The sequence below is a fragment of the Amycolatopsis decaplanina DSM 44594 genome (assembly GCF_000342005.1).
Lineage (GTDB): Bacteria > Actinomycetota > Actinomycetes > Mycobacteriales > Pseudonocardiaceae > Amycolatopsis > Amycolatopsis decaplanina.
Map to the genome: position 1 here is coordinate 1 of NZ_AOHO01000061.1, position 25,136 is coordinate 25,136.

General features: G+C 67.5%; 20 protein-coding genes. 10 read left to right on the forward strand and 10 right to left on the reverse strand.

What is annotated here, in order from left to right:
- Positions 1–98: 98 nt before the first annotated feature.
- Both H074_RS21170 and H074_RS21180 read right to left on the reverse strand, forming a co-directional pair.
- Complete coding sequence (locus tag H074_RS21170; protein ID WP_007032103.1) at positions 99–1,352, reverse strand: HNH endonuclease signature motif containing protein; 1,254 nt, start codon at positions 1,350–1,352, stop codon at positions 99–101.
- 853 nt (positions 1,353–2,205) lie between these two features.
- Positions 2,206–3,177: a helix-turn-helix transcriptional regulator gene (locus tag H074_RS21180; RefSeq protein WP_007032105.1), complete on the reverse strand. Its 972-nt coding sequence runs from the start codon at positions 3,175–3,177 to the stop codon at positions 2,206–2,208.
- Positions 3,178–3,253: 76 nt separating this feature from the next.
- Here H074_RS21180 and H074_RS21185 point away from each other — a divergent pair, with 76 nt between their 5' ends.
- A complete protein-coding gene (locus H074_RS21185; protein WP_007032106.1) occupies positions 3,254–3,592 on the forward strand; it encodes a YybH family protein in 339 nt (112 codons plus the stop codon).
- 57 nt (positions 3,593–3,649) lie between these two features.
- On the opposite strand, the gene H074_RS21190 is transcribed toward H074_RS21185, so the two are convergent.
- Positions 3,650–4,384 carry a hypothetical protein gene (locus H074_RS21190; protein ID WP_039923080.1) on the reverse strand — a complete coding sequence of 245 codons (735 nt, stop codon included), beginning with the start codon at positions 4,382–4,384 and terminating at the stop codon, positions 3,650–3,652.
- A 300-nt stretch (positions 4,385–4,684) separates the two neighbouring features.
- Positions 4,685–6,127, reverse strand: a complete 1,443-nt coding sequence (locus tag H074_RS21195) for an amino acid permease (protein WP_007032108.1) — start codon at positions 6,125–6,127, stop codon at positions 4,685–4,687.
- Between the two features lie 211 nt (positions 6,128–6,338).
- On the opposite strand from H074_RS21195, the gene H074_RS21200 reads away from it, so the two are divergent.
- From H074_RS21200 to H074_RS21210, 3 genes are all read left to right on the forward strand, one after another.
- Positions 6,339–6,818 (forward strand): MarR family winged helix-turn-helix transcriptional regulator, encoded by a 480-nt coding sequence (locus tag H074_RS21200; RefSeq protein ID WP_039923069.1) that lies wholly within the window; start codon positions 6,339–6,341, stop codon positions 6,816–6,818.
- A gap of 84 nt (positions 6,819–6,902) precedes the next feature.
- Positions 6,903–8,351, forward strand: coding sequence for an MFS transporter (locus H074_RS21205; RefSeq protein ID WP_007032110.1), 1,449 nt, complete (start codon positions 6,903–6,905; stop codon positions 8,349–8,351).
- A complete protein-coding gene (locus H074_RS21210) occupies positions 8,348–9,532 on the forward strand; it encodes an FAD-dependent monooxygenase (protein ID WP_007032111.1) in 1,185 nt (394 codons plus the stop codon). Before H074_RS21205 ends, H074_RS21210 begins: the two co-directional genes overlap by 4 nt.
- Before the next feature lie 2 nt (positions 9,533–9,534).
- Here the strand turns inward: H074_RS21210 and H074_RS21215 are convergent, their stop codons facing one another.
- Positions 9,535–10,314, reverse strand: coding sequence for an isocitrate lyase/PEP mutase family protein (locus H074_RS21215; protein ID WP_007032112.1), 780 nt, complete (start codon positions 10,312–10,314; stop codon positions 9,535–9,537).
- 115 nt (positions 10,315–10,429) lie between these two features.
- Between H074_RS21215 and H074_RS38955 the strand changes: the two genes are divergently transcribed.
- Positions 10,430–10,744 (forward strand): effector-associated constant component EACC1, encoded by a 315-nt coding sequence (locus H074_RS38955; protein WP_007032113.1) that lies wholly within the window; start codon positions 10,430–10,432, stop codon positions 10,742–10,744.
- A 44-nt stretch (positions 10,745–10,788) separates the two neighbouring features.
- Here the strand turns inward: H074_RS38955 and H074_RS21225 are convergent, their stop codons facing one another.
- Positions 10,789–12,033 carry a PucR family transcriptional regulator gene (locus H074_RS21225; protein ID WP_007032114.1) on the reverse strand — a complete coding sequence of 415 codons (1,245 nt, stop codon included), beginning with the start codon at positions 12,031–12,033 and terminating at the stop codon, positions 10,789–10,791.
- 89 nt (positions 12,034–12,122) lie between these two features.
- On the opposite strand from H074_RS21225, the gene H074_RS21230 reads away from it, so the two are divergent.
- Genes H074_RS21230 through H074_RS21240 form a run of 3 tightly spaced genes read left to right on the forward strand, consistent with a single transcriptional unit; the run spans position 12,123 to position 15,357 of the window.
- Positions 12,123–13,616 carry a flavin-containing monooxygenase gene (locus H074_RS21230; protein ID WP_007032115.1) on the forward strand — a complete coding sequence of 498 codons (1,494 nt, stop codon included), beginning with the start codon at positions 12,123–12,125 and terminating at the stop codon, positions 13,614–13,616.
- Positions 13,613–14,512 (forward strand): alpha/beta fold hydrolase, encoded by a 900-nt coding sequence (locus H074_RS21235; RefSeq protein ID WP_007032116.1) that lies wholly within the window; start codon positions 13,613–13,615, stop codon positions 14,510–14,512. The genes H074_RS21230 and H074_RS21235 overlap by 4 nt, the downstream gene beginning before the upstream one ends.
- A complete protein-coding gene (locus tag H074_RS21240) occupies positions 14,509–15,357 on the forward strand; it encodes an SDR family NAD(P)-dependent oxidoreductase (RefSeq protein WP_007032117.1) in 849 nt (282 codons plus the stop codon). The genes H074_RS21235 and H074_RS21240 overlap by 4 nt, the downstream gene beginning before the upstream one ends.
- Here the strand turns inward: H074_RS21240 and H074_RS21245 are convergent.
- Complete coding sequence (locus H074_RS21245; protein WP_235096835.1) at positions 15,354–15,998, reverse strand: TetR/AcrR family transcriptional regulator; 645 nt, start codon at positions 15,996–15,998, stop codon at positions 15,354–15,356. The two genes, H074_RS21240 and H074_RS21245, sit on opposite strands and share 4 nt — an antisense overlap.
- 86 nt (positions 15,999–16,084) lie before the next feature.
- On the reverse strand, positions 16,085–17,395 hold the full coding sequence (locus H074_RS21250; RefSeq protein ID WP_007032119.1) for a lipase family protein: 1,311 nt from the start codon (positions 17,393–17,395) through the stop codon (positions 16,085–16,087).
- A 210-nt stretch (positions 17,396–17,605) separates the two neighbouring features.
- Here H074_RS21250 and H074_RS41625 point away from each other — a divergent pair, with 210 nt between their 5' ends.
- The gene (locus H074_RS41625) at positions 17,606–17,965 is read left to right on the forward strand and encodes a helix-turn-helix domain-containing protein (protein WP_007032120.1); all 360 of its coding nucleotides are present in this window, start codon (positions 17,606–17,608) and stop codon (positions 17,963–17,965) included.
- Positions 17,966–18,316: 351 nt separating this feature from the next.
- On the opposite strand, the gene H074_RS21260 is transcribed toward H074_RS41625, so the two are convergent.
- A complete protein-coding gene (locus H074_RS21260) occupies positions 18,317–21,157 on the reverse strand; it encodes an ATP-binding protein (protein WP_007032121.1) in 2,841 nt (946 codons plus the stop codon).
- 399 nt (positions 21,158–21,556) lie between these two features.
- Here H074_RS21260 and H074_RS21265 point away from each other — a divergent pair, with 399 nt between their 5' ends.
- Complete coding sequence (locus H074_RS21265) at positions 21,557–22,774, forward strand: hypothetical protein (protein WP_007032122.1); 1,218 nt, start codon at positions 21,557–21,559, stop codon at positions 22,772–22,774.
- Between the two features lie 322 nt (positions 22,775–23,096).
- Here H074_RS21265 and H074_RS21270 read toward each other — a convergent pair whose 3' ends face one another.
- Positions 23,097–25,100 (reverse strand): tetratricopeptide repeat protein, encoded by a 2,004-nt coding sequence (locus tag H074_RS21270; RefSeq protein ID WP_007032123.1) that lies wholly within the window; start codon positions 25,098–25,100, stop codon positions 23,097–23,099.
- Positions 25,101–25,136 lie beyond the last annotated feature (36 nt).

Genomic DNA, 25,136 nt, shown 5'->3' on the forward strand with positions numbered 1-25,136 from the left:
CAGCCGAGCGCCTGCGTAATCTACTGACGACCACATAGGCCATCAGGTGTTGCGAAGACCCCGAGAATCCGCCTGTGGCTGGCGGGCTCCTCGGTGCGTTAGGTGTGGTGGAGGGTGTTGCGGCGGGGTTTTCGGAGTGGGTCCCGGCATTGGGGTGGGATGAACTCGGGTAACCCGTCGGCTGCCAGGCGGACTTCCCAATCGCCGTGATGGATCAGTCGGTGGTGAAAGCCGCACAGCAGCACCAGGTTCCGAAGATCCGTCGGACCTCCGTCTACCCAGTGATCAATGTGGTGGGCGTGGCAATGCTTCGGCTTCCGATGACAACCGGGGAACGCGCAGCCGCCGTCGCGGATGTTCAGGGCGCGTCGCTGGCCGGGCGTGACGAACCGTCGGAGGCGTCCCACGTCGAGAGGCTCTCCGGCGGCGTTCATGACGACGGGGAGCATGAGGCAGTCGCAGGCGGCGAGGCGGGCTTCCCGGGCGGTCATCGTGCCGACGAAGTCGAGGCAGGCGGTGCCGAGGCCGGATTTCAGCTCCTCCAGCCCGATGGTGACGTGCACCAACGTGCGGTAGCCGCTGGTGCCCGGTTGGTCGGGGCAGGCGATCGCCAGGTCCAGCAGATCGACCCAGGCGTCGCCCAGGCGTTCGCACTTCATCCGCAGATCCGCCTGCCCGAACTCATCCACCGGCCGTGGCTTCGCATACGCCTCGAGCGCAGCCGCCGTCCGGGCACCCGCCTCATCGTCAAGCAAGCCGTTCAGCTTCCAGAACCCGTCCTTCCGTCGTTCCAGGGTGAGTTCCCGGCGTGGTTCCTTGGGCTCTGGATCCTTGGGCTCGTTGCCGTCAGGGTCCAGCCACGCGAGGAGGTTTGCTTCGGCTTCGGCGAGCTGTCGGGGACCGGCGTCGCGGGCGAGGTCGGCGAGGATTTTCTCCGCACTGGTGCGGTCTTCGGCGGAGGTCTCGGCCGGGAGCTTCTTCAGAATCTCCAGGATCTGATCGATCCGCTCATTCCCGACCATGCCCTCGGCGGCCACCGCGGCGGTGGCGGGAGCAACCGCGGGAACCTCGGTGCCGTCCAAGGCGCGGGTGGGGTTCAAGGCGATCGCCCGCTTCACCACCGGACGCGCCTCACCGAGCGACAATCCCGCCATGTCCGCGAACCAGTTAGCCGTACTGCCATAGCCGTACAAGTCTTTGACGCCCCGAGACTCGATCTCCGCCAGAAACTGACCGAGTCCGGCGGTCGCCGTCCTGATCACCCGCAAAGACTGCTGCACGCCATGGGCAAGCTCCAGCTTGCCGGCACGCCACAACTCCTGCGGCAACTCGGGAAGAAAGGTCTCGGACACCTCCCCAGAATACCCGACAAAATCGAACGCGTGTTCGTAATTTTACGCAACAATGAAACGGCACATTTACCACTGAAGGGTGATTAGGTGGTGGGCATTGTGACTCTCGTGAGTGGTATTGATGGGTAAGGCAACGGTGTCGTGTCGAGTGGCGGGGTCCGTGAAGGCCTCCTTGCCTACTTTCAGGGTAGGGAAGGAGGCCATCACGGACACCCGAACGGCATCTGTGGCCCCAGGCGCACCAGCAGTCACAGGGGTCCCGCGTGAAGGCTGTGCGCGGTACATGATGGCCCCCTTTCTTGCGCCTGGCGCAAGGAGGGGCCATCATGTACCGCAAGGGACCCTTCACGGACTTGCCACCCTCACATGACACCTTTGACTTCCGGCTCAATAAACCCCGTCTTTGATCCCGGTGGCAGGTATGGGCCGGGCCTCTGCTGGTGATCTTGACACCACATCTTGATCATTCTCGGCAGAGGCCCGGCCTTCTTTGTACCTTGTCGCGGATCGGCCCACGTCAGCCGGCTGTCGCACACGTCGCTACCCGTCGGACACCACTGATTCCGGGTGGACACTGCTCGAGCGATGGGTCGTCGAACGCATCTTCTTCTGGATCACCCAAGCCCGCCGCAACGTCCGCGACTACGAACGCCTCCCCGACCACTCCGAAGCATTCATCCACAACTCCATGATCACTCTGATGATCAGACGCCTGACCCGCTGAACACGGCCAAGATCAAAACAGGCTCAAAGGACCGGACCGGTTGGAACGCGGCGATTGGATGGTCTGGGGTGGTATTGGAACTTGGTCGACGGGGGCTCAGGGACACGCGATGTCCCCGCTCACAAGGATTTACCCCTCGCCGTACCGGGCGGTGATCGCGGCCGCGCGGTCACGCAGGGAAGCGCGTAACCAAGGCGGTGCCAGGGCTTCCGCGTCCGTCGCGAGCCGCCACAACGCCCATTCGGCGTGACGCGCGTCCTGGAAGGTCACCTCCAGTCGCAGCCGGCCGTCTTCGCCGGCTTCTTCCGTGAGGACGGCCAGCGCGGTGCCCACCAGTTCTTCCCGCCGAGCCGGATCCACCCGCACCCGCACGGCGACCTGGTCCCCGCCGGCCCGGAACCGCGTGCTGCGTTCCTGCCAGGTCCGGTCCAGATCGACCCGGTCCGGACGTTGCGCGGGTTCGGGGAGCTCCTCGGCGGCCCGCAGCCGGGACAGCCGGTAGGTGCGGTCCTCACCGGACCTCGTGGCCAGCAGGTAGCCCTGCTCCCGGACGGTGACCAGGCCGATCGGGTCCACCGTGCGCCACCGCGGTGCCTGGCCCGCGGCCGCGTAGTGGATGCGCAGCTTGTGCCCGGCGAACACCGCGCGCCGGACCTCGGCCACGATGGCGTCGGGTACCTCCTCGGTGGCCACCCGGCGCGAGAGGAGGTCGACCTCCGGGTCGATGAGCAGGCGCCGGGCCGCGCCCGCGGCGGTGTCCCGCTGGTCTTCCGGTAGCGCGTCGACCACCTTGAGCATGGCCGAGGCGAGCGCCGAGCCGAGTCCGAACGCCTGCGCGCCGCGCCGTGATCCGGCGATCAGCAGCGCGAGTGCCTCGTCGTGGTTCAGCCCGGTGAGTTCGGTCCGGAAACCGGGCAACAACGCGAAACCGCCGTGCCTGCCGCGTTCGGCGTGGACCGGGACACCCGCCGCCGACAACGCCTCGATGTCGCGCAACACGGTGCGGGTGGAGACCTCCAGCTCGCGGGCGAGCGTGGTCGCGGACAGCCGGCCCCGGTGCCGCAACAGCAACACCAGTGAGACCAGCCGGTCCGCGCGCATGCGAAAACCCTAGCGGAATACACGACACAGGATGTCGTGATTCGCTGCGAGGCTCATCCCCATGACAAGCAGGACTGTGGCCACTGAGCCGAACGATCTGGGCAAGTTCTTCATCGAGCGAGGCAACGCGGGCGATGTCGACGGGCTGGTGGCGTTGTACGAACCGGACGCCGTACTGGCGTTCCCTCCGGGCAACATCGCGACCGGGCACGCGGAGATCCGCAAGGTGTACGAGGAGTTCGTCGCGGCCGCGCCGGAACTCCTGCCGGGCAGGCAGCATCCGGCGCTGGTGAGCGGTGATCTGGCGCTCACGGCGTCCACGCTGACCACCGGTGAGATGACCGTCGAGGTCGCCCGCCGTCAGCCGGACGGGTCCTGGCTCTGGGTGCTGGACCAGCCGGTGTTCGTGCCGTAACGGGGACGGCGTGCCGGTGACGGGCTCGTACCCGTCACCGGCACGCCGTGCCCGGCTTCAGACCGTGCAGTTCCTGGCCGAACCCGTGTTCACCTTGGCACCGGTGAACTCCTCGATGATCGCGACATTCTCCGGGGCGTAGTTCTTGGCGACGATCTCGGCCACGTCCGCACTGCCGAGTTTGGCGGCATGGGGCGCGGATTGATCCAGCCAGTAAGCCGTCCGGAGGAACTCGACGAGCACGAATTCGCGCAATTCGGGCTGGGCCTTGATCCTGGCCCAGTAATCGGGATGTTTCGCCTTGGCGACGCGCAGATAGAGCTGAAGGTAGCGGATGTTCGTGGCCGCGATGTCCCGTGAGTTGCTCGCGCCCACTCCTTGGATGTACTCGGCGACGACCGTCGCGGCCGGCAATCCCATGAGCCCGGCGTTGAGTTCCGCGATGACCCCTTGGATCCGATACGACCCTTGCTGCTGGTCTCGCAGGTAGATGTCGTCCATCGAACGCGTGAGATCGTCCGTGATCAGCGGGAGTATTTCGCGGCGGGGGAATCCGCCGTGGATCGGGACCTTCATCGCTTTGCGGGAAGCGTCGATCCACGCGGAGACGTACACGTCCCACGAGGTTCTCGAAGGATCCAGATCCCACATGTGGGTCTCTTCGTGGATCGCCACCATCAGGGACTCGGCGAGCGCGTTGAAGCTGGTCTTGTCGACGAACTGACTGAAGTACTTGTCCTTGGCCTGGGCGATCGCGAGACCCTCGCCGCTGGGCCAGCGCCGTTTGTACACGGCTTGGATCGTCTGCAACCACTTCGTGGACTGGAAACCGGCCTTTATGTCACTTACATCGGCTTTCGGCTGTACGGGTTCTTCATAACAGAAGGGAGCGTGGACACTCGCCGTCTCTTGAGCGGAGGCGGCGACGGGGAATTGTGCGAGGGAGAGTGCGAGGCACGCGGTCAGCATGGAAATGCGGTATCGGCGCATGAGGACCTCGGTTCACGGTAGGGATTTCCGTGGGTCAGACGGCAGTGTCCCCTATCGGTCACCGTCACTTCAATGATCCGGCTCGGACTGCGGCTGTACAGGCTAGGAATTATGGCGGCGAACGGGCGAATCGGTCATGGCGTTTTCGCCATTCCCGGCCAGCCGGGATCGGCGCATGCTGTAGCCGAAGTAGATCAGCAGGCCGAGTGCCATCCAGCCGGTGAAGACGATCCAGGTGGCGCTGTCGAGGCTGAGCATCATGTAGCCGCAGCACAGCACCCCGAGGATCGGCGTGACGGGGGAGAACGGCACCCGGAACGAGCGCGGTGCCTCCGGTTGCCGCCGCCGTAGCAGCAGGACGGCGACGTTCACCAGCCCGAAGGCGAAGAGCGTGCCGATGCTGGTGGCATCGGCAAGCTTCCCGAGCGGGACGAACGCGGCCAGCGTCGCGACGAAGCCGGAGACCACCAGGGTGTTGATCCGGGGCGTGCCGGTCTTGGGATCCACTTTGGACAGCGAGGACGGGACCAGGCCGTCACGGGACATCGAGAACAGGATGCGCGTCTGTCCGTAGAGGACGGTCAGCACGACACTGGAGATCGCCACGATCGCGCCGACGGCGAGCAGTCCGGCCCACAACGGGTTGCCGGACACGACACCGAGCACGTGGGAGAGCGCGGCTTCCTGACCGTCGAAATCTTGCCACGGCAGTGCGCCGACAGCGGCCACGGCGACCAGGCAGTACAGCACGGTGACGATGGCGAGCGAGAGCAGGATCGCCCTCGGCAGGTCCCGCTGCGGGTTCTTCGCCTCTTCGCCCGCCGTGGACGCCGCGTCGAAACCGATGTAGGAGAAGAACAGTTTCGCGGCGCCGGCGCTCAGCCCGGCCAGACCCAGTGGCAGGAACGGGGTGAAGTTCGCCGCCCGCACCGCCGAGAACGCGATCGCGCAGAACAGCACCAGCGTGCCGACCTTGATCACGACCATGATCGCGTTGGCCCGCGCGCTCTCCTTCGCGCCGGACAGCAACAGGAACATGGCGAGCAGTACGACGATGATGGCCGGGACGTTGACGATCCCGCCCGAACCCGGTGGCTGGCTGAACGCGTCGGGGATGGCGAAGCCGAACGTCAGCCGCAGCAGCTCGTTGAGGTACTGCCCCCAGCCGACGGCCACCGACGCCACCGACACGCCGTACTCGAGCACCAGGCACCAGCCACAGATCCAGGCGACCAGCTCGCCGAGCGTGGCGTAGGCGTAGGAGTAGGACGAACCGGACACCGGGATCATGCCGGCCAGTTCTGCGTAGGAGAGCGCCGAGAACAGCGCGGTGATGCCGGCGAGCACGAACGACAGCACGACCGCGGGGCCCGCCACGGGGACCGCTTCGCCGAGCACGACGAAGATCCCGCTGCCCAGCGTCGCGCCGATGCTGAGCATGGTCAGCTGCCCGAGGCCGAGGGAGCGCTTCAGCGTGCCGTGATCACTTTCGGTGATCAGGTCGGCGACCGGTTTCCGCCGCATCGCCGCGGCTCGCAGAGTCATGCCGACGACCGTATCTGCCGCCTTGGGAGCCCCGCGGGCCCGGCCCGGGTCGGGGTTGTGGGTGCAGATGGAGTCATGCGGGAAGAGCGGCAAACCGCTGGCGGAGTGCGGAAACCCGTGCAATCGACGCGGAGGGTTCTCGTGGCCATAGTGTCGACCATCACAGCAGTTCACTAACCTAGTTAGTGACTAATCTAGTAATCTTTTCGGCATGACTTCAGCAGGCTCGTGGCAGGTCGACTCCCCAGGTGTGGGCAACTCCGTGATGGAGCGGCTGCAAGAGGTCGGGACGCTCACCCGGGTGATCGAGAAGCGCCTGAGCGGGACGCTGGGGATCAACTCCACCGACCTGTCGGCGATGGAACATCTCACGAGTGAAGGACCGTTGACGGCGAAGGAACTCGCGGATCGGCTGCGGGTCTCGACGGCTGCGAGCACCCATATCGTCGACAGGCTCGAGAAGGCCGGGCACATCATCCGTAAGCCGCACGCCACCGACCGCCGCAAAGTGCTGGTCGAGCCGGTCCAGGAGTCGATGGCCAAGATCTTCGAGCAACTTCATCCACTGCTCAGCGGTGTGGAGAGCCTCGTCGAGGCACTGAGTCCCGGTGACCGTGACGTCGTCGAGAACTTCCTGACCGGTGTGGTGCGGATCTACACCGACACAGCGGATTCCCTGCCCGAAGGCTGATTTCCCCGCCTTCGCACCGGAGCGCTTCGGCGCCCCGGCGTACGAACGCGCCCGCGTACACCCGAGATTCGGAGCGAACGAACCATGTCGGTACCCGAGGAGAAGACGTCTTCGCGAGCGGTCTGGTGGCTACTGGCCACGGTGCTCGTCGTCGAATTGATGGACTTGCTCGACTCGACGATCGTCAATGTGGCGGGCCCGTCACTGGAACGATCGCTGGGTACGAGCCCGGTCGGCTTGCAATGGGTGATCGGCGGGTACGCGCTGACCCTCGGCTCGGGCCTCGTGCTGGGTGGGCGGCTCGGCGACCGCTACGGCCGCCGGCCGATGTTCCTGTTCGGACTCGTGGCCTTCACCGCCGCTTCCCTGCTGTGCGCGATCGCGCCGAACGTCGGCCTGCTGATCACCTTCCGCTTGGTCCAGGGCGTGGCGGGGGCGATGATGCTGCCGCAGGGGCTCGGCATCCTGCGGGACGACCTCGCACCTCGCGACCTCATCAGGGCACTCGCCGTTTTCGGGCCGGTGCTGGGACTCGGCGGGGTGCTGGGGCCGGTGCTGGGTGGTGCGCTGGTCGACTGGGATCTGTTCGGCCTCGGCTGGCGGCTGGTGTTCCTGGTCAATGTCCCGGTCGGGCTCGCCGCGCTGGCACTGGCCTGGCGGCTGGTTCCCCGCAGGACCGGAACGCCGGGGCTGCGCGTGGACATCGCCGGAGCCGTACTCGTCGCGGCCGCCTCCGCGCTGCTGGTCCTCCCGCTCAACGAGGGACAGGCGGCGGGATGGCCACTGTGGACTTGGCTCTCGCTGGCGGTCGCCGCGCTCGGGTATGTGGCGTTCGCGTTGTGGCAGCGGCGAATCGTGCGCCTGGACCGCGCTCCGCTGGTCACCCCGGCCTTGTTCGGCAAACCCGCGTTCACCGTCGGGCTGACCGCGGTCGCGTTGTTCTTCGGTGGTCTGATCGGCACTCAGCTGGTGCTGACGTTCTTCCTGCAGCTCGGCCAGGGTTTCACCGCGGGGGAGGCCGGGCTGGGCAATCTCCCGGTCGCGCTGGGCACCGCCGTCGGTGGCGGCATCAGCGGCGGCCTGCTCGCCGCCAAACTCGGCAGGGCCGTCCTGCAGGCGGGTGCCGTCGTCCAGTTCGCCGGCGTCGCCTGGCTGTGGATCGCCCTGTCCGGCACCGGCGAGTTCACGATCTGGCGGATCGTGCCCGGCGGCGTCGTCGCCGGGATCGGCGCCGGCATCGTGATCGCGGCGGTGTTCAACACCGTGCTCGGCGCCGTCGCCGACGACGAGGTCGGCTCCGCGTCCGGAGTGCTCACCGCCGTACAGGCGATCGGAGGCTCGGTCGGGGTCGCGGTGTTCAGCACGGTGTTCTTCGCCGATGTCACCCGGCCCACCGACGGTTTCCGTGACGCGCTGGTGGTCCAAGCGGTGGTCATCGGGCTGTTCCTGCTGATCTCACCGCTGTTCCCGCGCCGGGCCCGGCCCGACGAGACCGAAGCCGTCGTCACCGCGGCGCCGGTCGGTGCCCGATGAGGAACGTCCTGATCTCGGGCGCCGGCATCGCCGGACCGGCGCTCGCGTTCTGGCTTCGACGGCATGGCATGAATCCGGCCGTGGTCGAACGTGCGCCGGAGCCACGTCTCGGCGGGCAGACCGTCGATCTGCGCGGTGCCGGGCGTACCGTCGTCGAACGCATGGGCCTGGAGCAGGCCGCGCGCGACCGCGTCACCCAGGAGGAAGGCCTGCGGTTCATCGACCGCCGAGGCCGCGTCCGGGCGTCGTTCGGCACCGACGCCCTCGACGGCGACGGGTTCGTCACCGAACTGGAAATCCTGCGCGGCGAACTCGCCGACCTGCTCTACCAGAGCACCCGCCAGGACACCGAGTACGTCTTCGGTGACGAGATCACCGGCCTGACCGATACCGGCGATGGCGTGGACGTCACCTTCCGCGCCGGTCCCGGACGGCGTTTCGACCTCGTCGTTCTCGCCGACGGCCTCCGCTCCCGGACCCGCGGCCTCGTCTTCGCCGACATCGCCCGCACCAGGTCGTTCGGCCTCTACACCGCCTACTTCACCATCCCGCGCGAGGAATCCGACGGCCGCTGGGCCCGCTGGTACAACGCGCCCGGCCGCCGCGTCGTCCTCCTTCGCCCCGACAACCAGGGCACCACCCGTGCCACGCTGTCGTTCCTGCTCCGGCGGCCCGGGCTCGAACGGCTGCACTTTCCCGCACAGCACGAGTTCCTGCGCCGGCACTACGCCGACGCGGGGTGGGAGACCCCGCGCGTGCTCGACAAGCTGGGCGGCTCACCCGACTACTTCTTCGAATCCGTCGGACAGATACGCCTGGCTCAGTGGTCGCGCGGCCGGATCGCCGTGGTGGGGGACGCCGCCTATTGCGCGTCCCCGCTCAGTGGCATGGGCACCAGCCTCGCCCTCGTCGGCGCCTATGTTCTCGCCGGAGAACTCGGCCGTCACCCCGGGCACCGTGACGCTTTCCGTTCCTATGAGACGGTGATGCGACCGTACGTCGACCAGGCGCAAAAGGTTCCGTGGATCGCGCCGCGGCTGGCGTCTCCGAAGACCCGTGCCGGTATCGGCTTGCTCCACGCCCTCGCGGGTCTCGCGGCGAGTCCGAGGGCCGGCCGCGTCGCGGCTCGCTTCACCAACCCGCCCTCGGACGCCATCGATCTACCCCGTTACTGGACCTGAATTCAGTTCAGCTTGCGCATGTCGGCGGGCAGGCCGCCGCCGGCGTAGACGTCCTCGGCGAGCTTCGCCAGCGCGGTGAGCGCGACGTTCTGGCTGAACGGTCCGTAGGACATCCGGGAGACACCGAGCTTCTGCGCCGTGGCCAGCGGGATCGAGCCCGGGACGCCGATCAGGTTCACCTTGCGCTCGCCCAGCGCCTCGACCAGCCTGCCGACCTGGGTCTCGTCGAGCTTGCCGGGCACGAAGACGTTCGACGCGCCCGCGTCCAGGTACGCGCGGCCCCGGGTGATCGCCTCGGCCAGCACCTCCTCGGGGTCACGGTCGCCCGCCCGGAGGAAGGCGTCGGTGCGGGCGTTGAGCACGAAGTCGATACCGGCGGACTGGGCGGCGGCGACCGCGGCCTCGACGGCCTTGACGGACTCGTCGAGCGGCTTCATCTGGTCTTCGAGGTTGCAGCCGACCGCGCCGGCCTCGATCGCGCGGGCGACCGTGCCGCCCGGGTCGCCGTAGCCCGCTTCCAGGTCGGCGGTGACCGGCAGGTCGCCCGCCGTCCGGACGATCAGGGCGACTTCGGAGATCATCTCGTCGCGGGGGATCACTTCGCCGTCGGGGTAGCCGCGGGAGGCGGCGATGCCGTGGCTCGGCGTGGCGAGCGCCTGTGTACCGGGGGTTTCGGCGACGACCTTCGCGGTGATCGCGTCCCAGACGTTGACGACGAGCAGCAGTTCGGGGGCGGCGTGCAACTCCTGCAGCCGCGTGGCCTTTTCGGCGGTGGAAACCATGCCTTCAATCTAGAGGTTTCACCCGGATCACGACGAGGCGATGAGTACGCCGAACCTGTTACACCCCGGGCCGGGGGCACGACTGGTAGGCGTAACACGTTCGAGGGAGGTCTCCGTGGAGCTGACGATCAACGCCGCCGGCGACGAACAAGCGCTGACCGAGTTCTACAGCTGGCTCCGCGACGACGCCGACGTGACACGGTCCGCGACGATCAATCTCGCGAGGTCCCGGAGCACGGGGGAAATGGGGGGCTTCGAGGTCATCTGCATGTCCATCGGATCCTTGACCGGGCTGGCGAACCTGGGTATCGCTTGGGGCAACTTCCTCCGCTCCCGCAAGGAAACACCCCCGTTCACCATCACGGTCGAGGGTGAGCTGACCGCCGAACAGCGCGCCATGCTCCGGAACCTGGACCTCCCGTTCTCGTGAGTGGTAAGGACGGTTCTAACCGTCCTTACCACTCACGAGGTGTATCAAGCGCCGCTTCCCAGCCACCGCAGCGTTTCCAACGCGACAGCCACGTCCACCGCGTTCTCCGCCAACGGCCGGGGAAGCAGTTCGTCGGCCCGCGCCAGCCGCCGGACGACGGTGTTGCGATGGGTGTAGAGCCGTTCCGCGGTCCGGGTCGTGTTGCCCAGCTCGTGCACGTAGGTCCGCACGGTCTCCCGGGTTTCGGCGTCGGCGTGCCGGAGTTCGCCGAGGGTGTCGGCGATGAATTCACCAGCCTGCGCCGGATCGCCGGTGAGCAGGGCGAGCAGCTGGATGTCCTGGTACCGCGCGATCTGCTGCGGAGAGGTGAGCCGGGCGAGCATCCGCTGGGTGGCGGCGGCGTCCAAGTGGCTGCGGCGGAAACCGTCGATCCCGCTGCCGGGCCGCCCCAGCGCCACCCGGACGTCCGGGTGCGGCGCGAGGTCTTCGGCGAGCCGGTCCGCGCGCGGCGGGGTCCGGCCGGGCAGCCAGACCCACAGCGCGGCGGCGCTGGCGACGACGGTCAGCCGGTGTGAAGCGCCGCCTGCCCGCATGAGCGTTTCCGCCGCGGTTTCGAGCTGCTGCGACGACGGGGTGGCCGAGCCGCTCCAGACGATCGCGGCCGTATGCGGGCCGGCGAGCGGGTAGCCGAGCTGGGCTTCGGCCCGTGAGCGGCTGATGGGCGCGCCTTCCAGCAGCAGCGTGACCGTGGCCCGCCGTTCGGCGTGGGCGCCGCGGGTCAGCTCCGTGCGTTCGGCGGCCATCCGTTCCGACACCGCGGAGACGGTGTCCTCGATGAACGTGGTGATGGACAGCGACGAGACATCCAGCAGTTCGCGGAGCAGGACCGGATCCGATGTGAGGTCGAAACAGATCTCGATCCACCGGCGCCAGGCCACCCCCTGCGCCCGCCGGTAGGCGTCGAGGCCGCCGGAGTCGAAGCCGCGGCGCACCATGTCCCGGGCGCCGTCGAGCACTTCCTGGTTCAGGTTGGCGGAGACCCGCCTGCCGGGGTGCTGCACGTTGGCGGCCGCCCAGTGCAGCAGATTCGCCAGATTCGCGCGTTTCGTTCCCTCGGTGAGCACGGGGTCCTCGGCGACCGCGCGCATACTGTCCCCGCCGAGCGAGGCTTCGTGCAGCTCCTCGATCCATTCGGCGCGCGGATGCAGCACGATCTCCGCGCCTTGCCGGAACAGGTCACGCGCCGCGGGCGACAGGGTCGGCCACGGGGATGCGACACTTTGCACCATGAGTCCAGCATGATGGTGCAGATAGTGCTAGCGCAATTCCCCGGTGGACCCGCATCGTGGAGGGAACCGAGACGAGGCTGGAGTACCGCATGACGACGAGCACACCCGTCGAGCACCTCGACGTGGTCATCATCGGTGCCGGGATTTCCGGGATCGGGGCCGCGCGCTACCTGAAGACCGAGAACCCGGGCAAGACGTTCGCCATCCTGGAGGCGCGCGGCACGTCCGGCGGCACCTGGGACCTGTTCCGCTACCCGGGCATCCGGTCCGACTCCGACCTCCACACCTTCGGCTACGAGTTCAAGCCGTGGCGGGACAAGCAGTCCATCGCCGACGCGCCGCGGATCCTGTCGTACCTGCGCGAAACGGTCGCCGAGAACGGTCTCGAGCCCAGCATCCGCTACCACCACAAGCTGCTCTCGGCCGCCTGGTCGAGTGACGAGGCGCGCTGGCTGCTCGAGATCGAGCGGACCGACACCGGCGAGCGCACCCGCCTCAGCGCGGGCTGGCTGTTCAACGCGGGTGGCTACTACCGCTACGACGAGGGCTTCACCCCGCACTTCGAGGGACGTGACCGGTTCGGCGGCCAGATCGTGCACCCGCAGCACTGGCCGGAGGATCTCGATTACGCGGGCAAGCGTGTCGTCGTGATCGGCAGCGGCGCCACCGCGGTCACCCTGGTCCCGGCGATGGCGGGGACCGCGGCGCACGTGACGATGCTGCAGCGCACCCCGACTTACGTCATGCCGGTACCGCGCGAGGACAGGATCGCCAACGGCCTGCGCAAGATCCTCGGCGACGAGCGGGCCTACGCGCTCACCCGCCGCAAGAACATCCGCAAGGGGCTCGCGGTCTGGCGGTTCTGCCAGAAGTTCCCGAAGACCGCCCGCGGGCTCATCCGCTACGTCAACAAGAAGCAGCTTCCCAAGGGCTATCCGGTCGACGAGCATTTCAACCCGCCGTACGACCCGTGGGATCAGCGACTGTGCGCCGTGCCCGGCGGCGACCTGTTCGCCGCTATCCGCAAGGGGCAGGCCGACGTCGTCACCGACAAGATCACGACGTTCACCGAAAAGGGTGTCCTGCTCGAATCCGGGCGTGAGCTGGAAGCGGACATCATCGTCACCGCGACCGGCCTGAACCTCCAGGTGTTCGGCGGGGCGACGCTCAGCGTCGACGGGAAACCGGTGATCCTGCCGGAAACCGTCGCGTACAAGGGAATGATGCTTTCGGACGTGCCGAACGCCGCGTTCGCGATCGGCTACACGAACTCCTCGTGGACGCTCAAGATCGGCCTGCTGTGCGAGCACTTCTGCCGCCTGCTGGCGCATATGGACACCCACGGCTACGACGTCTGCCGTCCCGTCCTCGCCGATCCGGACATGCCGACGCGGCCGTTCCTGGACTTCGCCGCCGGATACGTCCAGCGTGCTCTCGGCCAGCTCCCGCGGCAGGGCGACCGCATGCCGTGGCTGACCTCGATGAGCTATCACTCGGACATCAAGCTCCTGCGCGCCGACGACATCACCGATCCCGAGCTGCACTTCTCCCGCGCCGAGGTCCGGGAAGCGGTGAGCTCGTGACCGACAGCTTCGCCGACCTGCCCGGCGGCCCACGGATCTGTTATCGCGAGGACGGCCCGGCCGGCGGTGTGCCGCTGGTGCTGATCGCCGGGCTCGGCCTGGATCTCACGTCGTGGCCGCGGCCGATGATCGAGGGGTTCACCGGCCGCGGCTTCCGCGTCATCCGGTTCGACAACCGGGACGCGGGCTGCTCGGACCGCATCAAGGCACCGAACCCGGGCAAACTCCGGCAACTGCTGGCCAAGCCGTTGCCGGGCGCCTACGACCTGGGGGACATGGCGGAGGACACCGTCGGCCTGCTGGACCACCTGGGGGTCGAAAAGACGCATCTGGTCGGCATGTCGATGGGCGGCATGATCGCCCAGACCGTCGCCGCCCGGAATCCCGGCCGGGTCCTGTCGCTGACGTCGATCTTCTCCACCACCGGGCATCGCCGCGTCGGGCAGCCGGCGAAGTCGACGTTGGTGCGTATGGCGAGGCGGCCGGCCCGAACGGTCGAGGAATCGGTGACCGGGCACCTGTCGCTGATGGGCCACCTCGGTTCGGCCACGTTCCCGCTGGACAAGGACGTCGAAACGGCCTGGGCCACCGGCTTGTGGGAACGGGCAGGGGGACGGCGCGCCCGCAGCGGTATCGCCCGCCAGATCGGCGCGATCCAGGCGAGCGGAGACCGCAGCGCCGAACTGGGACGCATCACCTGCCCGACTGTCGTGGTCCACGGCGACACCGATCGCATGGTCCACCACAGCGGCGGACGGGCGACCGCGAAGGCCATCAGCGGCGCCCGCTACGTCGAAATCCCCGGGATGGGGCATCACATCGCCCCGGATCTCGTCGACAGGCTCGTCGAGCTCACCTCCGAACTGGCCCTCGACCCCGCGGGAGAAACCCGATGAGCAGCGTTCGCGGCAAGGTCGCCGTCGTCACCGGTGCCGGTTCCGGCATCGGCCGTCAGCTGGCCCTCGAACTCGCACGGCGCGGAGCGCGGCTCGCGGTGTCCGATGTGGACGAAAGCGGGCTGGCCGAGACCGTCGCCGAGGTCAAGGCCTTGGGCGCGGAAGTGCAGGGCGCCGCGCTGGACGTCAGCGACCGGGCCGCCGTGCGGGAGTACGCGGCCACGGTCGCCGGGCAGTTCGGTGTGGTGCACCAGATCTACAACAACGCGGGGATCGCCGGTGGCGGGCAGAGCGTCCTCGACGCCGAATGGGAACTCTACGACCGCACGCTCGCGGTCAACCTTTTCGGCGTCATCAACGGCACCAAGGCGTTCTTGCCGCATCTGATCGAGTCCGGCGACGGCCAAGTCGTGAACATCTCCAGCCTCAACGGCTTCATGGCCCAACCGACGCTCAGTGCCTATTGTGCCAGCAAGTTCGGCGTCCGCGGGTTCACCGAGGCGCTGCGCACCGAGATGATCGCGGGCAGGCATCCGGTGCGGGTGACGGTCGTCCACCCGGGCGGGGTCAAGACCGGCATCGCCTCGGCCGCGTTGAAGGAAGCCCAGGCCCGAGGTATCGAGCCCACCGCCGAACAGCGGGAACGCGTCCGGCTGTACAACGAAAAGCTGCTGAAGATGCCGGCCGATCAGGCCGCCCGCGTCATCGTCGACGGGGTCGAAGCCGGGAAGCCGCGCGTGCTCGTCGGAAACGACGCGAAACTCGTCGACAGGCTTGTCCGGCTCCTCCCGCGCCTGTACCCGAAACTGATCGTCGACTTCGAACGGCGGCGCCTCGCCCGCTAGACGTCGACGCTCCGGTGCCCGAACAAGCCGAGCAGCCAGGTGTAGCGGACGGCTTCGCGTGCCTGGCCGTAGGCTTCTTCGGTGCCGATCCAGATGGCCTGCGTGATCAGTTCGATGGTGGCGGCGACGACCGTGCGCGCGGTGAACGGCGGCGGTGACGGCAGCGCGGGATCGGTGGCACGCAGCCATTTCGCCGTCCGGTCGAAGACGGCTTCCCCGGCGCGCAAGGTTTTCTCCCGTGCTTCGAGCCCCGCGTCGCCGAGCGCGTAGATCTCCAGCAGAGCGGCGCGGACGGCCGTGGGGCGCCGGTGCACATAGTCGACCAAGAAGTCACAACAGGCGGCGACGGCGTCCAGCGGGGTCGCGGCCTCGGCGCCCGCGGCGACGCCGTGGGTGATGAACTCGGTGGTGATCTCCCGATAGGCGGCGAGGAACGCGTCCTGTTTGCCGGTGAACTGTTCGTAGAACGAGGTCCGTGACACGCCGGCCGTGGCGGTGATGTGGCCGACGGTGGTGGCGACGTAGCCGCGCTTGCCGGTGTTCTCCAGTACCGCGTCGATCAGCCGGGCACGCTGGGTTCCGGCGACCTCGTCGCGACTGAGATTGTGCGGCCCCTTCGGCAGCTTGCGGTGCTCGGTCACATGCGGCACGGTACCGGTCCGGAAGTCCGTGAAGGCCTCCTTCCCTACCTTGAGAGTAGGGAAGGAGGCCTTCACGGACCGTGCGGTCAGCTGACCGGCACCTCCGGGGCGAGGGAGTTGCCGGGCGCGATCTTCCCGCAGGTGGACGGCGCCGGCTTGCCCGCGAACCGGTCGTTGAGCCAGCCGATGGCCTGCGGCGCCCAGGCGACGGCCGCCCCGACGTGGCTCAGCGTGTTGTACTGGTCGTACTTGATCGACTTGTTGCCGGTGTCGCAGTACTGCCGCGCGAGCGAGCGCACGTCACCGGCGACCATCACCCCGTCGCCGGTCCCGATCCCCGGCGGGTTGCCGAAAGTGCCTTCCACGACACCGTTGTTGCCCTGCGCGATGTAGCCGGGCACGGTGGGCGTCGGCGCGGAGCCGAGGTTGATCTTGTTCACGGCCTCGATGTACGGCAGCACCTTGTTCGGGTTGGTGTACTCGGGCTTGACGAATTTCTCCCACGTCAGCCCGGGATAGCGGCCGAGCGCGTCGACGATCGAAGCCTTTTCCATGTCCTTGAGCACCTGAAGGCCGTAGGAATTCGCGTACGGCTTGAGATCGATGCCGAAGGAACGCGAGACCCCGATGAGCGCCATCGGAATGACGCCGGTCCACGCGATACTGCCGTTGACGTACTTGAGATTGTGCGACGGCTTGACGAGCACTCCGCCTTCGGTGAAACCGACGAGGTTCTTGTTGACCTCGGGCGCGTAATCCTGCGCGAGCGCGGCGGCCCAGCCCGTCGCGATGGCACCGCCCGAATAGCCGATGAGGCCGAACCGGGTCTGCTCGTTCATCCCAGTTCCCGGCGCCCGCGTCGCGGCGCGGATCGAATCCAGGGTGTTCGTCCCGTATTCCGGCCCGGCGGCGAAGTTCGCCTTCTGACCCTCGGTGTCGGGAATGACGACGTTGTAGCCCAGCAGCAGGGCGGGCGCGATGAACAGCGATTCCGCGTTGGCGATCAGGCCGCCGAGCGAGACATCGCCGGCGATCGCCCTCGACGGGCCGTGCTCGGGATTGAGCGAATCGTAGAACGATTGGTACGAAACGGCTTTGGTGCTGTCGCCGGTGAGGCTGCGCAGCACCGAAGTGACGTTGGCGGACGGCTTCCCCTGCGCGTCGGTGGTGCGGTAGAGCAACTGGGTCACCTTGAGCGGCGTGGAAACGCCGAGGACGTGGTAGTCGAGCGTCCGGGTCTTCAAGACGGTCCCGGGGCTGTACGACGACAACGGTTCGCTGCCGTCGTAGCTGTAGAACGGATCGGTGGCAGGGGCGGCGGAGGCGGCGGGCGCGGCGGCGAAACCGACGATGAGGGCGATCGCGACGGCCAGCAGACGAGCGGGCTTTCGGGTCATGACTCCCCTTTGAATCATGAAGTGGATCACGTTCGGATGCCCGGAACCTACCAGCGAGTAACCTATGATGTACAGAGCTGTACATCATTTGTCGCCGCGAGCTTGATGCCGTGGCGGGAGAAAGCACCGAGTTGGGGGCTGGCCTTGAGGCGACGCAAGGGCGACTGTGATGAGAGGTAGTCGCACCAAGAGCGGGGTGGTGGACTTGAGATGACGGGCGCGGGCGATTCCGACGCCCGCGGAGGGGGACGTGAGCGCGAGGTCGACGCCGACTTGGTGAGCGCCTATGAAGGCGGGGCCACGATCACGGAACTCGCCGCCCGTTTCGGGATGACCTACTACAAGGCGCGTGCCTCGCTCATCTCGGCAGGTGTGGAACTGAGGCAAGTGGGGCCGACCACTCCGTCGGCCCCACCGGGCCTCGTCCAGGCGTACCTCGACGGGGCGACCATTCACGATGTGGCAAAGAGATTCGGGCTGAGTTTCGGTGTCGCCCGGAGGATGTTGCTGCAGAGCGGGGTCCGGCTCAGGCCCAAGGGGGGCGGATCCTCAAGTGCCGGTCGCTCCTAGTGTCACTGCCCGCGATCACGGAGTGCCCGTGTTGATCAGTACGTGCGCCACCAGTCGCTGATCATCAAGGTGGAGACGGTCACGAGAAGCATCGTCATCGCAGGCACGGAACGCATGAACTTGTTCAACTGCAATCCTTTTTCGGGGTTTGGAAGTTGCGCCACCCGAGTCGGTGAGGTATCGATCAACTCGGATAAGCCACACTACGGGTAGGGGCTGCCTCGGACAAGCTGCAACTACCAGACCTTGACAGCACGCGCTCTACGGAAAGTTGCGTTCTCGCACGCGCTAGCTGCGACAATCAGCCGAAAGACGGGCGTCCGCTGCCTGAGAGCGACCGGGCGAGTTCACCTAACCGTGTAGTTCTCGGTTGGCCTGTCGGGATGGCGGCAGCATCGCGACCGTGTCCTCGTCGTCCCTCCTCCTGACGGTGAGGACCCCGATCGTGTCTTCCCCGAGTTCCGCGATCCGCGACTCCAATTCGGCTGCTTTCGCATGCCGCCCTCGGTCGCGGTAGAGGACTGCCGCGCGTTCGAGGACGTCACGGGCGTCACGGGCGTTTCCCCGGTCGGCGAGTATGCAGCCCATCGAGGCGAGCGCTCGAGCCTGCCCAGTGGCATTGTGGGTGCGCTGGGAGAGGTCGATAGCGTGATCCGCGTATTGGATCGCCTCGCGGTCCTTGAGTTGCGCGTGCGCGAGACCGGCCAGCACGGTGTACAGCTTCATGGTCGCCGGCAGGTGGTGGATCTCGTCGGCCAACAGCAAGGCCTTGTTGCCGTGCAAGGAGGCTTCGTCGTACCGGCCGAGCTGTGTCAGCACGCCGGCCAAGGCGGTGTGGACGGCCATCTGCCCGGAAGTGTCTCCGGTTTCCCGGCGAACCTCCAGCGCGCGCCGGTAGTGTTCGACCGCGGCATCGTGTTCGCCCGCGACTTCGAGCGCGTCTCCCAGTCGGTACTCGGCGGTACCGAGGTGGCCCGGGTCGCGCACGACATGCGCCAGCGCAAGGCATTCGCGATACCGGGTGATCGCTTCTTTCGCGCGGCCGGCGTGGTGGTGGCGCCGGGCCATGTTGAGGAGGACGGCCAGCCTGCCGAAGTCGTCGCCCTGCTCGTGGACGAGATCGTACGCGGCCCTGAGGTAGTGGTCCGCCGTCTCGTCGTTCCCGAGGAGCATGTGGACTTGGCCAAGGTCGTTGAGCGTGCTCGCCTCGGCGACCGGGTTCCCGGCGGCCGAGGCCGACCGGGCGGCGATCGCCAGTCCGTTCACGATGTCGTCGTAGAACCCGTACCGGTCGTAGATATCGCTGGTGACATGGGGAATGCGCCAGGCGTACTCGTGCAGTTCATTCCGATGGGCATCTTCGACGAGCGCGTTGAGATTCGTTCTCTCCTGGAGGCACCATTGGCGGGCGGCGGCCGGGGAATCGAAGTCCAAGGGCACCGTACCGGATTCGAGCGGGATCATCGGTGGCCGCGGTTTGTGCGGGTGTACCGTCGCATGCGCGTTGAAAGCCGTGTGCAAGTAGAACGCCAGCAATCGCTTTCGGGGCCCGTCCCCGTCGCCTTCACGGTCCGCGAGGGTTGCCGCGTACCGATGGAGGATGTCGTGCATGCGATAGCGGTCGAGGTCGCTGGGGTGCTGGATGAGGTGCGCGGCGAAGAGCGCGTCGAGTGACCTTCGTGCGGCAGAAACGCTGATCGCACCTGCTGAGGCGAGTGCCGCCGGGCTCATCTCCGTGCCGGGGTGCAGGCCGAGCAGGCGGAACATGCGCTGTTCGGCCTCTTCGAGCAGGTTGTAGGACCACGAATAGGCGGACTGCAGATGGATTCCGGCTCCGTCCCCGTCGTCGCCGATCGTCAGGAGGGTTTCCGCGTCCTCCAGTTGATCGGCGAGGGTGCGCAGGCGCAACCCGCCACGGCTGGCCGCGCGGTCGGCCACGATGCTCAACACGAGCGGGATGCGGTCGCACAACCGTGCGAGCTTCTCGAGGACTTCGGGTTCGTCTTGCTCGCGATTTCGCATGCGATGCGCCAGCAATTCGCACGATTCGGCGGGTGACAGCGGCTCGAGTGCGACTGCCGGGACATTATGCAGGACTGTCAGCGGGGTCATGCGCCGCCGCGAAGTGAGGAGCACCGTGCACGGGGTCAGCACGTCCAGCAACGGCTGGACATGGCCGAAGTTCTCCACGTTGTCCAAGACGACGAGCGCGGGCCGCTGGGAAAGAAGTGTGGCCAGTTTCGCCATCCGCCCGGCGGGGCTGACGATGCGATCGACGCGGAAATCGAGTGCGGAAAGCAGGACATCGACGACGTCGGTGGCCTCCAGGCGTGGAGTCCGGCTGAATCCGTGCAGATCGATCATGATCACCCCATGGGCGAACCGCCCGGCGGCGCGGTGGGCCCAGTGCCCGATGGTCGTCGTCTTGCCGACACCTGGCGGGCCGGTCACGCAGACGATCGTCGCCAGTGGAGCGCCCGTCGCGTCGATGGTCAAGGAGTCGAGTTTCGCAAGGACGTCCTCGCGGCCCACGAAGCGATCGATGTCACGCGGCAACCGTCGCAGTGGAACGACGCTTTCTTTGACTTGCTCCGTTTTTCTGTCTGCGATCCCGGCTGTGATCTGAATGGATTTCGGAGCCGGGTCCGTGAGTTTTTGATGGAATTCGCGGAGTTCGTCTGCGGCCTGCCCGTCGCCGTCGGCGCGAAAAGCCCGGTACTTTCTCAGGTAGAACGCCGTGATTTCGCCACGGCGTCCCGCGGAGTTCAGCGCCTTCAGGTGGAGTTTGGCGAAGCTCGGTTCGTCCGGATGGTCGCGCTCGAGATCGTCCAGCCGCTGTAATGCGCCGAGCGGTTGTCCGGCGGCGATCAGTGCGTCGAGCAAGAAAGTGTTCGCTGGTATCCAATCCGATTGTATGAACGACATGCGCCAGTCTTCGGCCGGGCGGGTCGTCAGATCGGCCAGTGGATGCTCACGCCACAGTCCTATCGCCCGTGCGGCGGTCTCGCACGCGCGCAGGTGTTCGTCGCTGTCGCGGAAGGCTCTGGCGTCCTTCATGGCCTTGCGGAAGGCGACGTAGTCGATCAGCGAAGGGTCGACGTCAAGGGTGTAGCGGCCGTTCGCGGTGACCAGTTTCGCGGGCGCGCGCGTCTCCCGGAAAAGCTGGCGTAGCCGGGTGACGTATTGGTACATCGTAGCTCGAGGGTCGCGTGGACGTGGTTCTTGTTCGTCCCAAACCCATTCGACTACGTTTTCGATGGAAAGCCGTCTTCCGGGACGTGTCAGCAGGGCGGCGAGGATGCCCTCTTCGCGCGGCCGCCCCCAATTCGCGACCAAATTCCCGTGTATTCGCACTGTTGTCTGCCCGAGAACTCCAAAGGCAACTTCCATGGCAGCCCCCTTCCCATCGGCAGTGTCGCTGCCGCCCCTCGCCTCGCCCACCAGTTTCACATTCTTTGTCGTTTCGAACCAGCGTGACCGGTGTGAACCGGAGACGAAGTGATCCTTTGTCAGGAGCTTCAACCACGGTACGAAAGGACCGTGTCAGAGGGGCAGGCCACTCTCGTTCATACATTCGGCGGACGAGAGGGGATGGTCGTGAGCAGGGAGATGTGGATCAGGGGACCGGTCGGGGCGGGGGCGGAGGCACGGGTGACACGGGCCGGGTGCCGCACAGCGCTCGTCGTCGTCCCGACGATGACCGCGGGCACGCGGCTGCTGGACATCGTGCCGTTGCTCGAATCGGATCACCGGGTGCAAGTGGTGTTCACCGTTCCGCACACCACGGACCACTGGCCGGGAGTGGAGGAGTTCGTCCGCGCGCAACACGGTCTCCTCTTGCCGTGGGAACAGGCGGTCCAGCACACGTTCGACCTCGTCCTGGCGGCCAGTCACCGCCATCTCGAGCAGCTCCGGGGCCCGATCCTGCTGGTCGGGCACGGGGCGGGGACGATGAAATCACATCTGTACAGCCGGAAAGCGGAGTCCCCGGTCCTGCCTGCCACCGGACTCGATCGCGAACTCCTCACCTATCGCGGCCGGATCCTGCCGTCGGTCCTCGCGCTGGCCACCGAGGAGGAGCGGACGGCGCTCGGGTCCCTGTGCCCGGAGGTGCTGCCCGCCGCCGTCGTGGCGGGGGACATCTGTCTGGACCGGATGATCGACGGTGACCGGTTCCGCGAGCACTACCGGCAGGTGCTGGGGCTGAACCCTCGGCAGCGGCTGGTGACGATCAGTTCGACGTGGTCGACCGACTCGATCTTCGGCCGGGTCCCGAGTCTCTGCAAGGCGGTTCTCGACGCCCTTCCCTCATCACGATATTCGGTCGCGGCGGTGTTGCACCCCAACGTGTGGACCGTCCATGGACGCAGGCAGGTGGCGGCCTGGCTGTCCGATTGCGCCGAGGCGGGTCTGCTGCTCATCCCGCCGGATCGTGGCTGGCAGGCGACCATGATCGCGTCGGACTGGGTGATCGGGGACCACGGTTCGACCACCGCGTATGCCGCCGCGATCGGCCGTCCGGTCACCGTGGCCACCGACCCGGGTGATCGGTTGCGCCCCGGAAGCATCGCCGATCTCGTCCGGCGGAACTCTCCGCTCCTGGAATCGGGGCCATTGCCCGCCCAGGAGACCGAGGCGATCCGATGCCGCGAGCACCTGCGTCCGGTCGCCACGGCGGCGATCAGCTCCCGGCCGGGGCAAGCGGCCGCGATCCTGCGTTCGGAGATGTACCGGCTCCTGGGACTGCCGGAACCGGACTGCCCACCATCCGTCCCGATGCTGCCCGCACCCCTTCCGATCGAGGTGTGACGACATGGACATCGTGTACGCCGTCCACGGCCACACACCGGGCGTGGCCCGGATTCGCCTGTGGATCAGCGGCTTTGACGGCGACGTCCTCGCTGTCGCGGCCGACACCGTGTCCCCGGCCTGGGTGGCGGCAGGGGACTTGCTGCTCCGAGAGGACAGCCAGACGGCGGCGGAGGCGCGGAACGCCGCCGAGGCCGCGTTGAGCCTTCATCCCGGGGCCACTGCCGCGATCGCGGCACACCCACACGGCTATGTCTTCTCGACCCGTACGAAGACGTCGGCGGTGACTGCGAAACCCCGATTCACGCCGGCGGGCTGGAACTCACGGTTGAGAGCCGTATCCGGCGTCGTCGGCGCGAGGGATGCCCATTTCGGTGAAGAGGGCCTGAGCTTCGGCGAGATGGCCGGCGCTTTCCTCCTCTCGGCCGTACTGCCGTTCGATGCGGCCGAGCGCGGCCAGGATCTCGGCGGTGTAGTAGGGGGAATCGAGTGCCCGCATCGTTCGTAATGACTCGGTCAGCCGGGCGATCGCGTCTTCGGCGCGGCCCTCGGCGGCCTGGATACCGGCGAGCGCCATGACGGATCGAGCATGCTGGGCGGCGTCCCCGACTTCGGCCATCACGGCCGCGGACGCGGTCAGCTCGATCATGGCTTCGCCGTACCGGCCCAGTTTCGCCAGCACCTCACCCTGACGGCGGCGGCACAGTGCCACTCCGCGGGGAATGCCCAGCCGCTCCTGCAGGTCGGCCGCCTGCCGGTAGAAGTCGAGGGCACCTTCGAGATCGCCCTGTCCTCGTGCGGATCGGCCGAGCTGGGACAGGGCGGTCGCCTGCGTCCGGCCGTCGTTCTCCTGCTGTCCCAATCGGAGTGCGACGACGTTCTCTTCCGCAGCCTCGTCGTATCGGCCGAGTTTGGCGTAGGCGAAGCCGAGCTGGGACCGCAGCCGGGCTTCCACCAACGGCAGGTTCACGCGTGTCGCGGCTCGCACGCCCCACTCGTTCATCGCGATCCACGGCAGGTAGTCCCGGTGGTGCAGGAAGAAGCCCCACGACGCTTCGCAGAACTGCCACACGATGTCGTCCCACTCGTGGTCCACGGCCGTGGTGAACACGGCGCGGATCACGGACAGGTGGTCGCGCCACCAGGCGAGGCCGTCCGCGCGTTCGACGAAGTCCTTCGACTGTCGTTCACGGGTGGCGTACCGGGCTCGATGGGGATGGATCGCCTCGTCGGCTGCCAGGGCCCGGTCGAGGTACCACCCGGCGAACGACCGGGCCAGCCGGTCCCACTCGTCGCCCGGCAGCGCGGTCGCGGCACGTGCCCGCGCGTCGCTGTGCAACACCATGTGCTGGACGAACCGGTCTTCACCCGCTTCGGTCAGGAGGTTCGCCTCGATCAGTTCGTCGATGTCGTCCTCGACGGCGCTGAGCGGCAGGCCGAGCGCGGCGGCCAAAGGTTCGATGGACAGGAAAGGCCCAGGATGTACCCCGCACGCCAGATAGACCCGTGCCGCGCTCTGCGGCAGCCCTTCGTAGACGACCTCGAAGATCGCGTTCAACGAGAGCGTCTTGTCCGCGGAACGGCCGCCTGATGACGTCCAGCGTCCATAGGCTGCGGCTTCACGGGCGAGAGCCCGCCGCGGCCGGGCTCTCAGCCGTGCCGCCGCCACCGACAGCGCGAGGGGGAGTCCGCCGCACGAGGACACGATCTCCGAAGCGGCGGGTGGATCGGAACGGACGCGTTCGGTTCCGGTGTACCGCTCGAACAGCGCCCGCGCCTGGGGTTCGGTGAGTGGTGGCAGATCGACGAACTCCGCCCCGTCGATACCGAGATCGGTGAGCCGCCACCGGCTGGTGACGAAGACGATCGCCGACTGCCCGGCCGGGAGGAGCGGGCGGACCTGGGCGACGGACGCGGCGTCGTCGAGCAGGACGGCCATCCGCCGCGACGCGGTGGCCGTGCGGAAGGCCGCCGCCCGCTGGTCGAGGCTCGTCGGGATCTCGTCAGGTGAACTGCCCAACGCTGTCAGGAATCCGTGCAGGACCTCGCCGGGATCTTCCGGTGGTCGCTCGCGTGCGCCGCCGAGGTCGCTGTACAGGATTCCCTGCGGGAACTCGTCCGCTTTGTCGTAGAGCCAATCCAAAGCGAGCGAGGTCTTGCCGACACCGCCCACCCCGCTCACCACCACCAGCCGCCGTCCGGTGCCTTCGCTCCAGAGCCGGTCCAGTTCGGCGGTGAACCGCTCCCGTGCTTGGAACACCGCCGGCGCGGCAGGGATCTGCCAAGGCCGATCCACGGGAATGCCGGGGCCGGCCGGGGTGGTCATGATCTGACCCCACCGCTCTTCCCCGCGGCTTCCGGC

What these genes read in the sequence shown, in the direction of transcription:
- H074_RS21230 (WP_007032115.1), top strand. Translation starts at nt 12,123, where the DNA reads ATGACGACGAGCACACCCGTCGAGCACCTCGACGTGGTCATCATCGGT.
- H074_RS21215 (WP_007032112.1), bottom strand. Translation starts at nt 10,314, where the DNA reads ATGGTTTCCACCGCCGAAAAGGCCACGCGGCTGCAGGAGTTGCACGCC.
- H074_RS21205 (WP_007032110.1), top strand. Translation starts at nt 6,903, where the DNA reads ATGTCGGTACCCGAGGAGAAGACGTCTTCGCGAGCGGTCTGGTGGCTA.
- H074_RS21210 (WP_007032111.1), top strand. Translation starts at nt 8,348, where the DNA reads ATGAGGAACGTCCTGATCTCGGGCGCCGGCATCGCCGGACCGGCGCTC.
- H074_RS41625 (WP_007032120.1), top strand. Translation starts at nt 17,606, where the DNA reads ATGACGGGCGCGGGCGATTCCGACGCCCGCGGAGGGGGACGTGAGCGC.
- H074_RS21240 (WP_007032117.1), top strand. Translation starts at nt 14,509, where the DNA reads ATGAGCAGCGTTCGCGGCAAGGTCGCCGTCGTCACCGGTGCCGGTTCC.
- H074_RS21250 (WP_007032119.1), bottom strand. Translation starts at nt 17,395, where the DNA reads ATGACCCGAAAGCCCGCTCGTCTGCTGGCCGTCGCGATCGCCCTCATC.
- H074_RS21265 (WP_007032122.1), top strand. Translation starts at nt 21,557, where the DNA reads ATGGTCGTGAGCAGGGAGATGTGGATCAGGGGACCGGTCGGGGCGGGG.
- H074_RS21195 (WP_007032108.1), bottom strand. Translation starts at nt 6,127, where the DNA reads ATGACTCTGCGAGCCGCGGCGATGCGGCGGAAACCGGTCGCCGACCTG.
- H074_RS21260 (WP_007032121.1), bottom strand. Translation starts at nt 21,157, where the DNA reads ATGTACCAATACGTCACCCGGCTACGCCAGCTTTTCCGGGAGACGCGC.
- H074_RS21225 (WP_007032114.1), bottom strand. Translation starts at nt 12,033, where the DNA reads ATGGTGCAAAGTGTCGCATCCCCGTGGCCGACCCTGTCGCCCGCGGCG.
- H074_RS21270 (WP_007032123.1), bottom strand. Translation starts at nt 25,100, where the DNA reads ATGACCACCCCGGCCGGCCCCGGCATTCCCGTGGATCGGCCTTGGCAG.
- H074_RS21180 (WP_007032105.1), bottom strand. Translation starts at nt 3,177, where the DNA reads ATGCGCGCGGACCGGCTGGTCTCACTGGTGTTGCTGTTGCGGCACCGG.
- H074_RS21200 (WP_039923069.1), top strand. Translation starts at nt 6,339, where the DNA reads ATGACTTCAGCAGGCTCGTGGCAGGTCGACTCCCCAGGTGTGGGCAAC.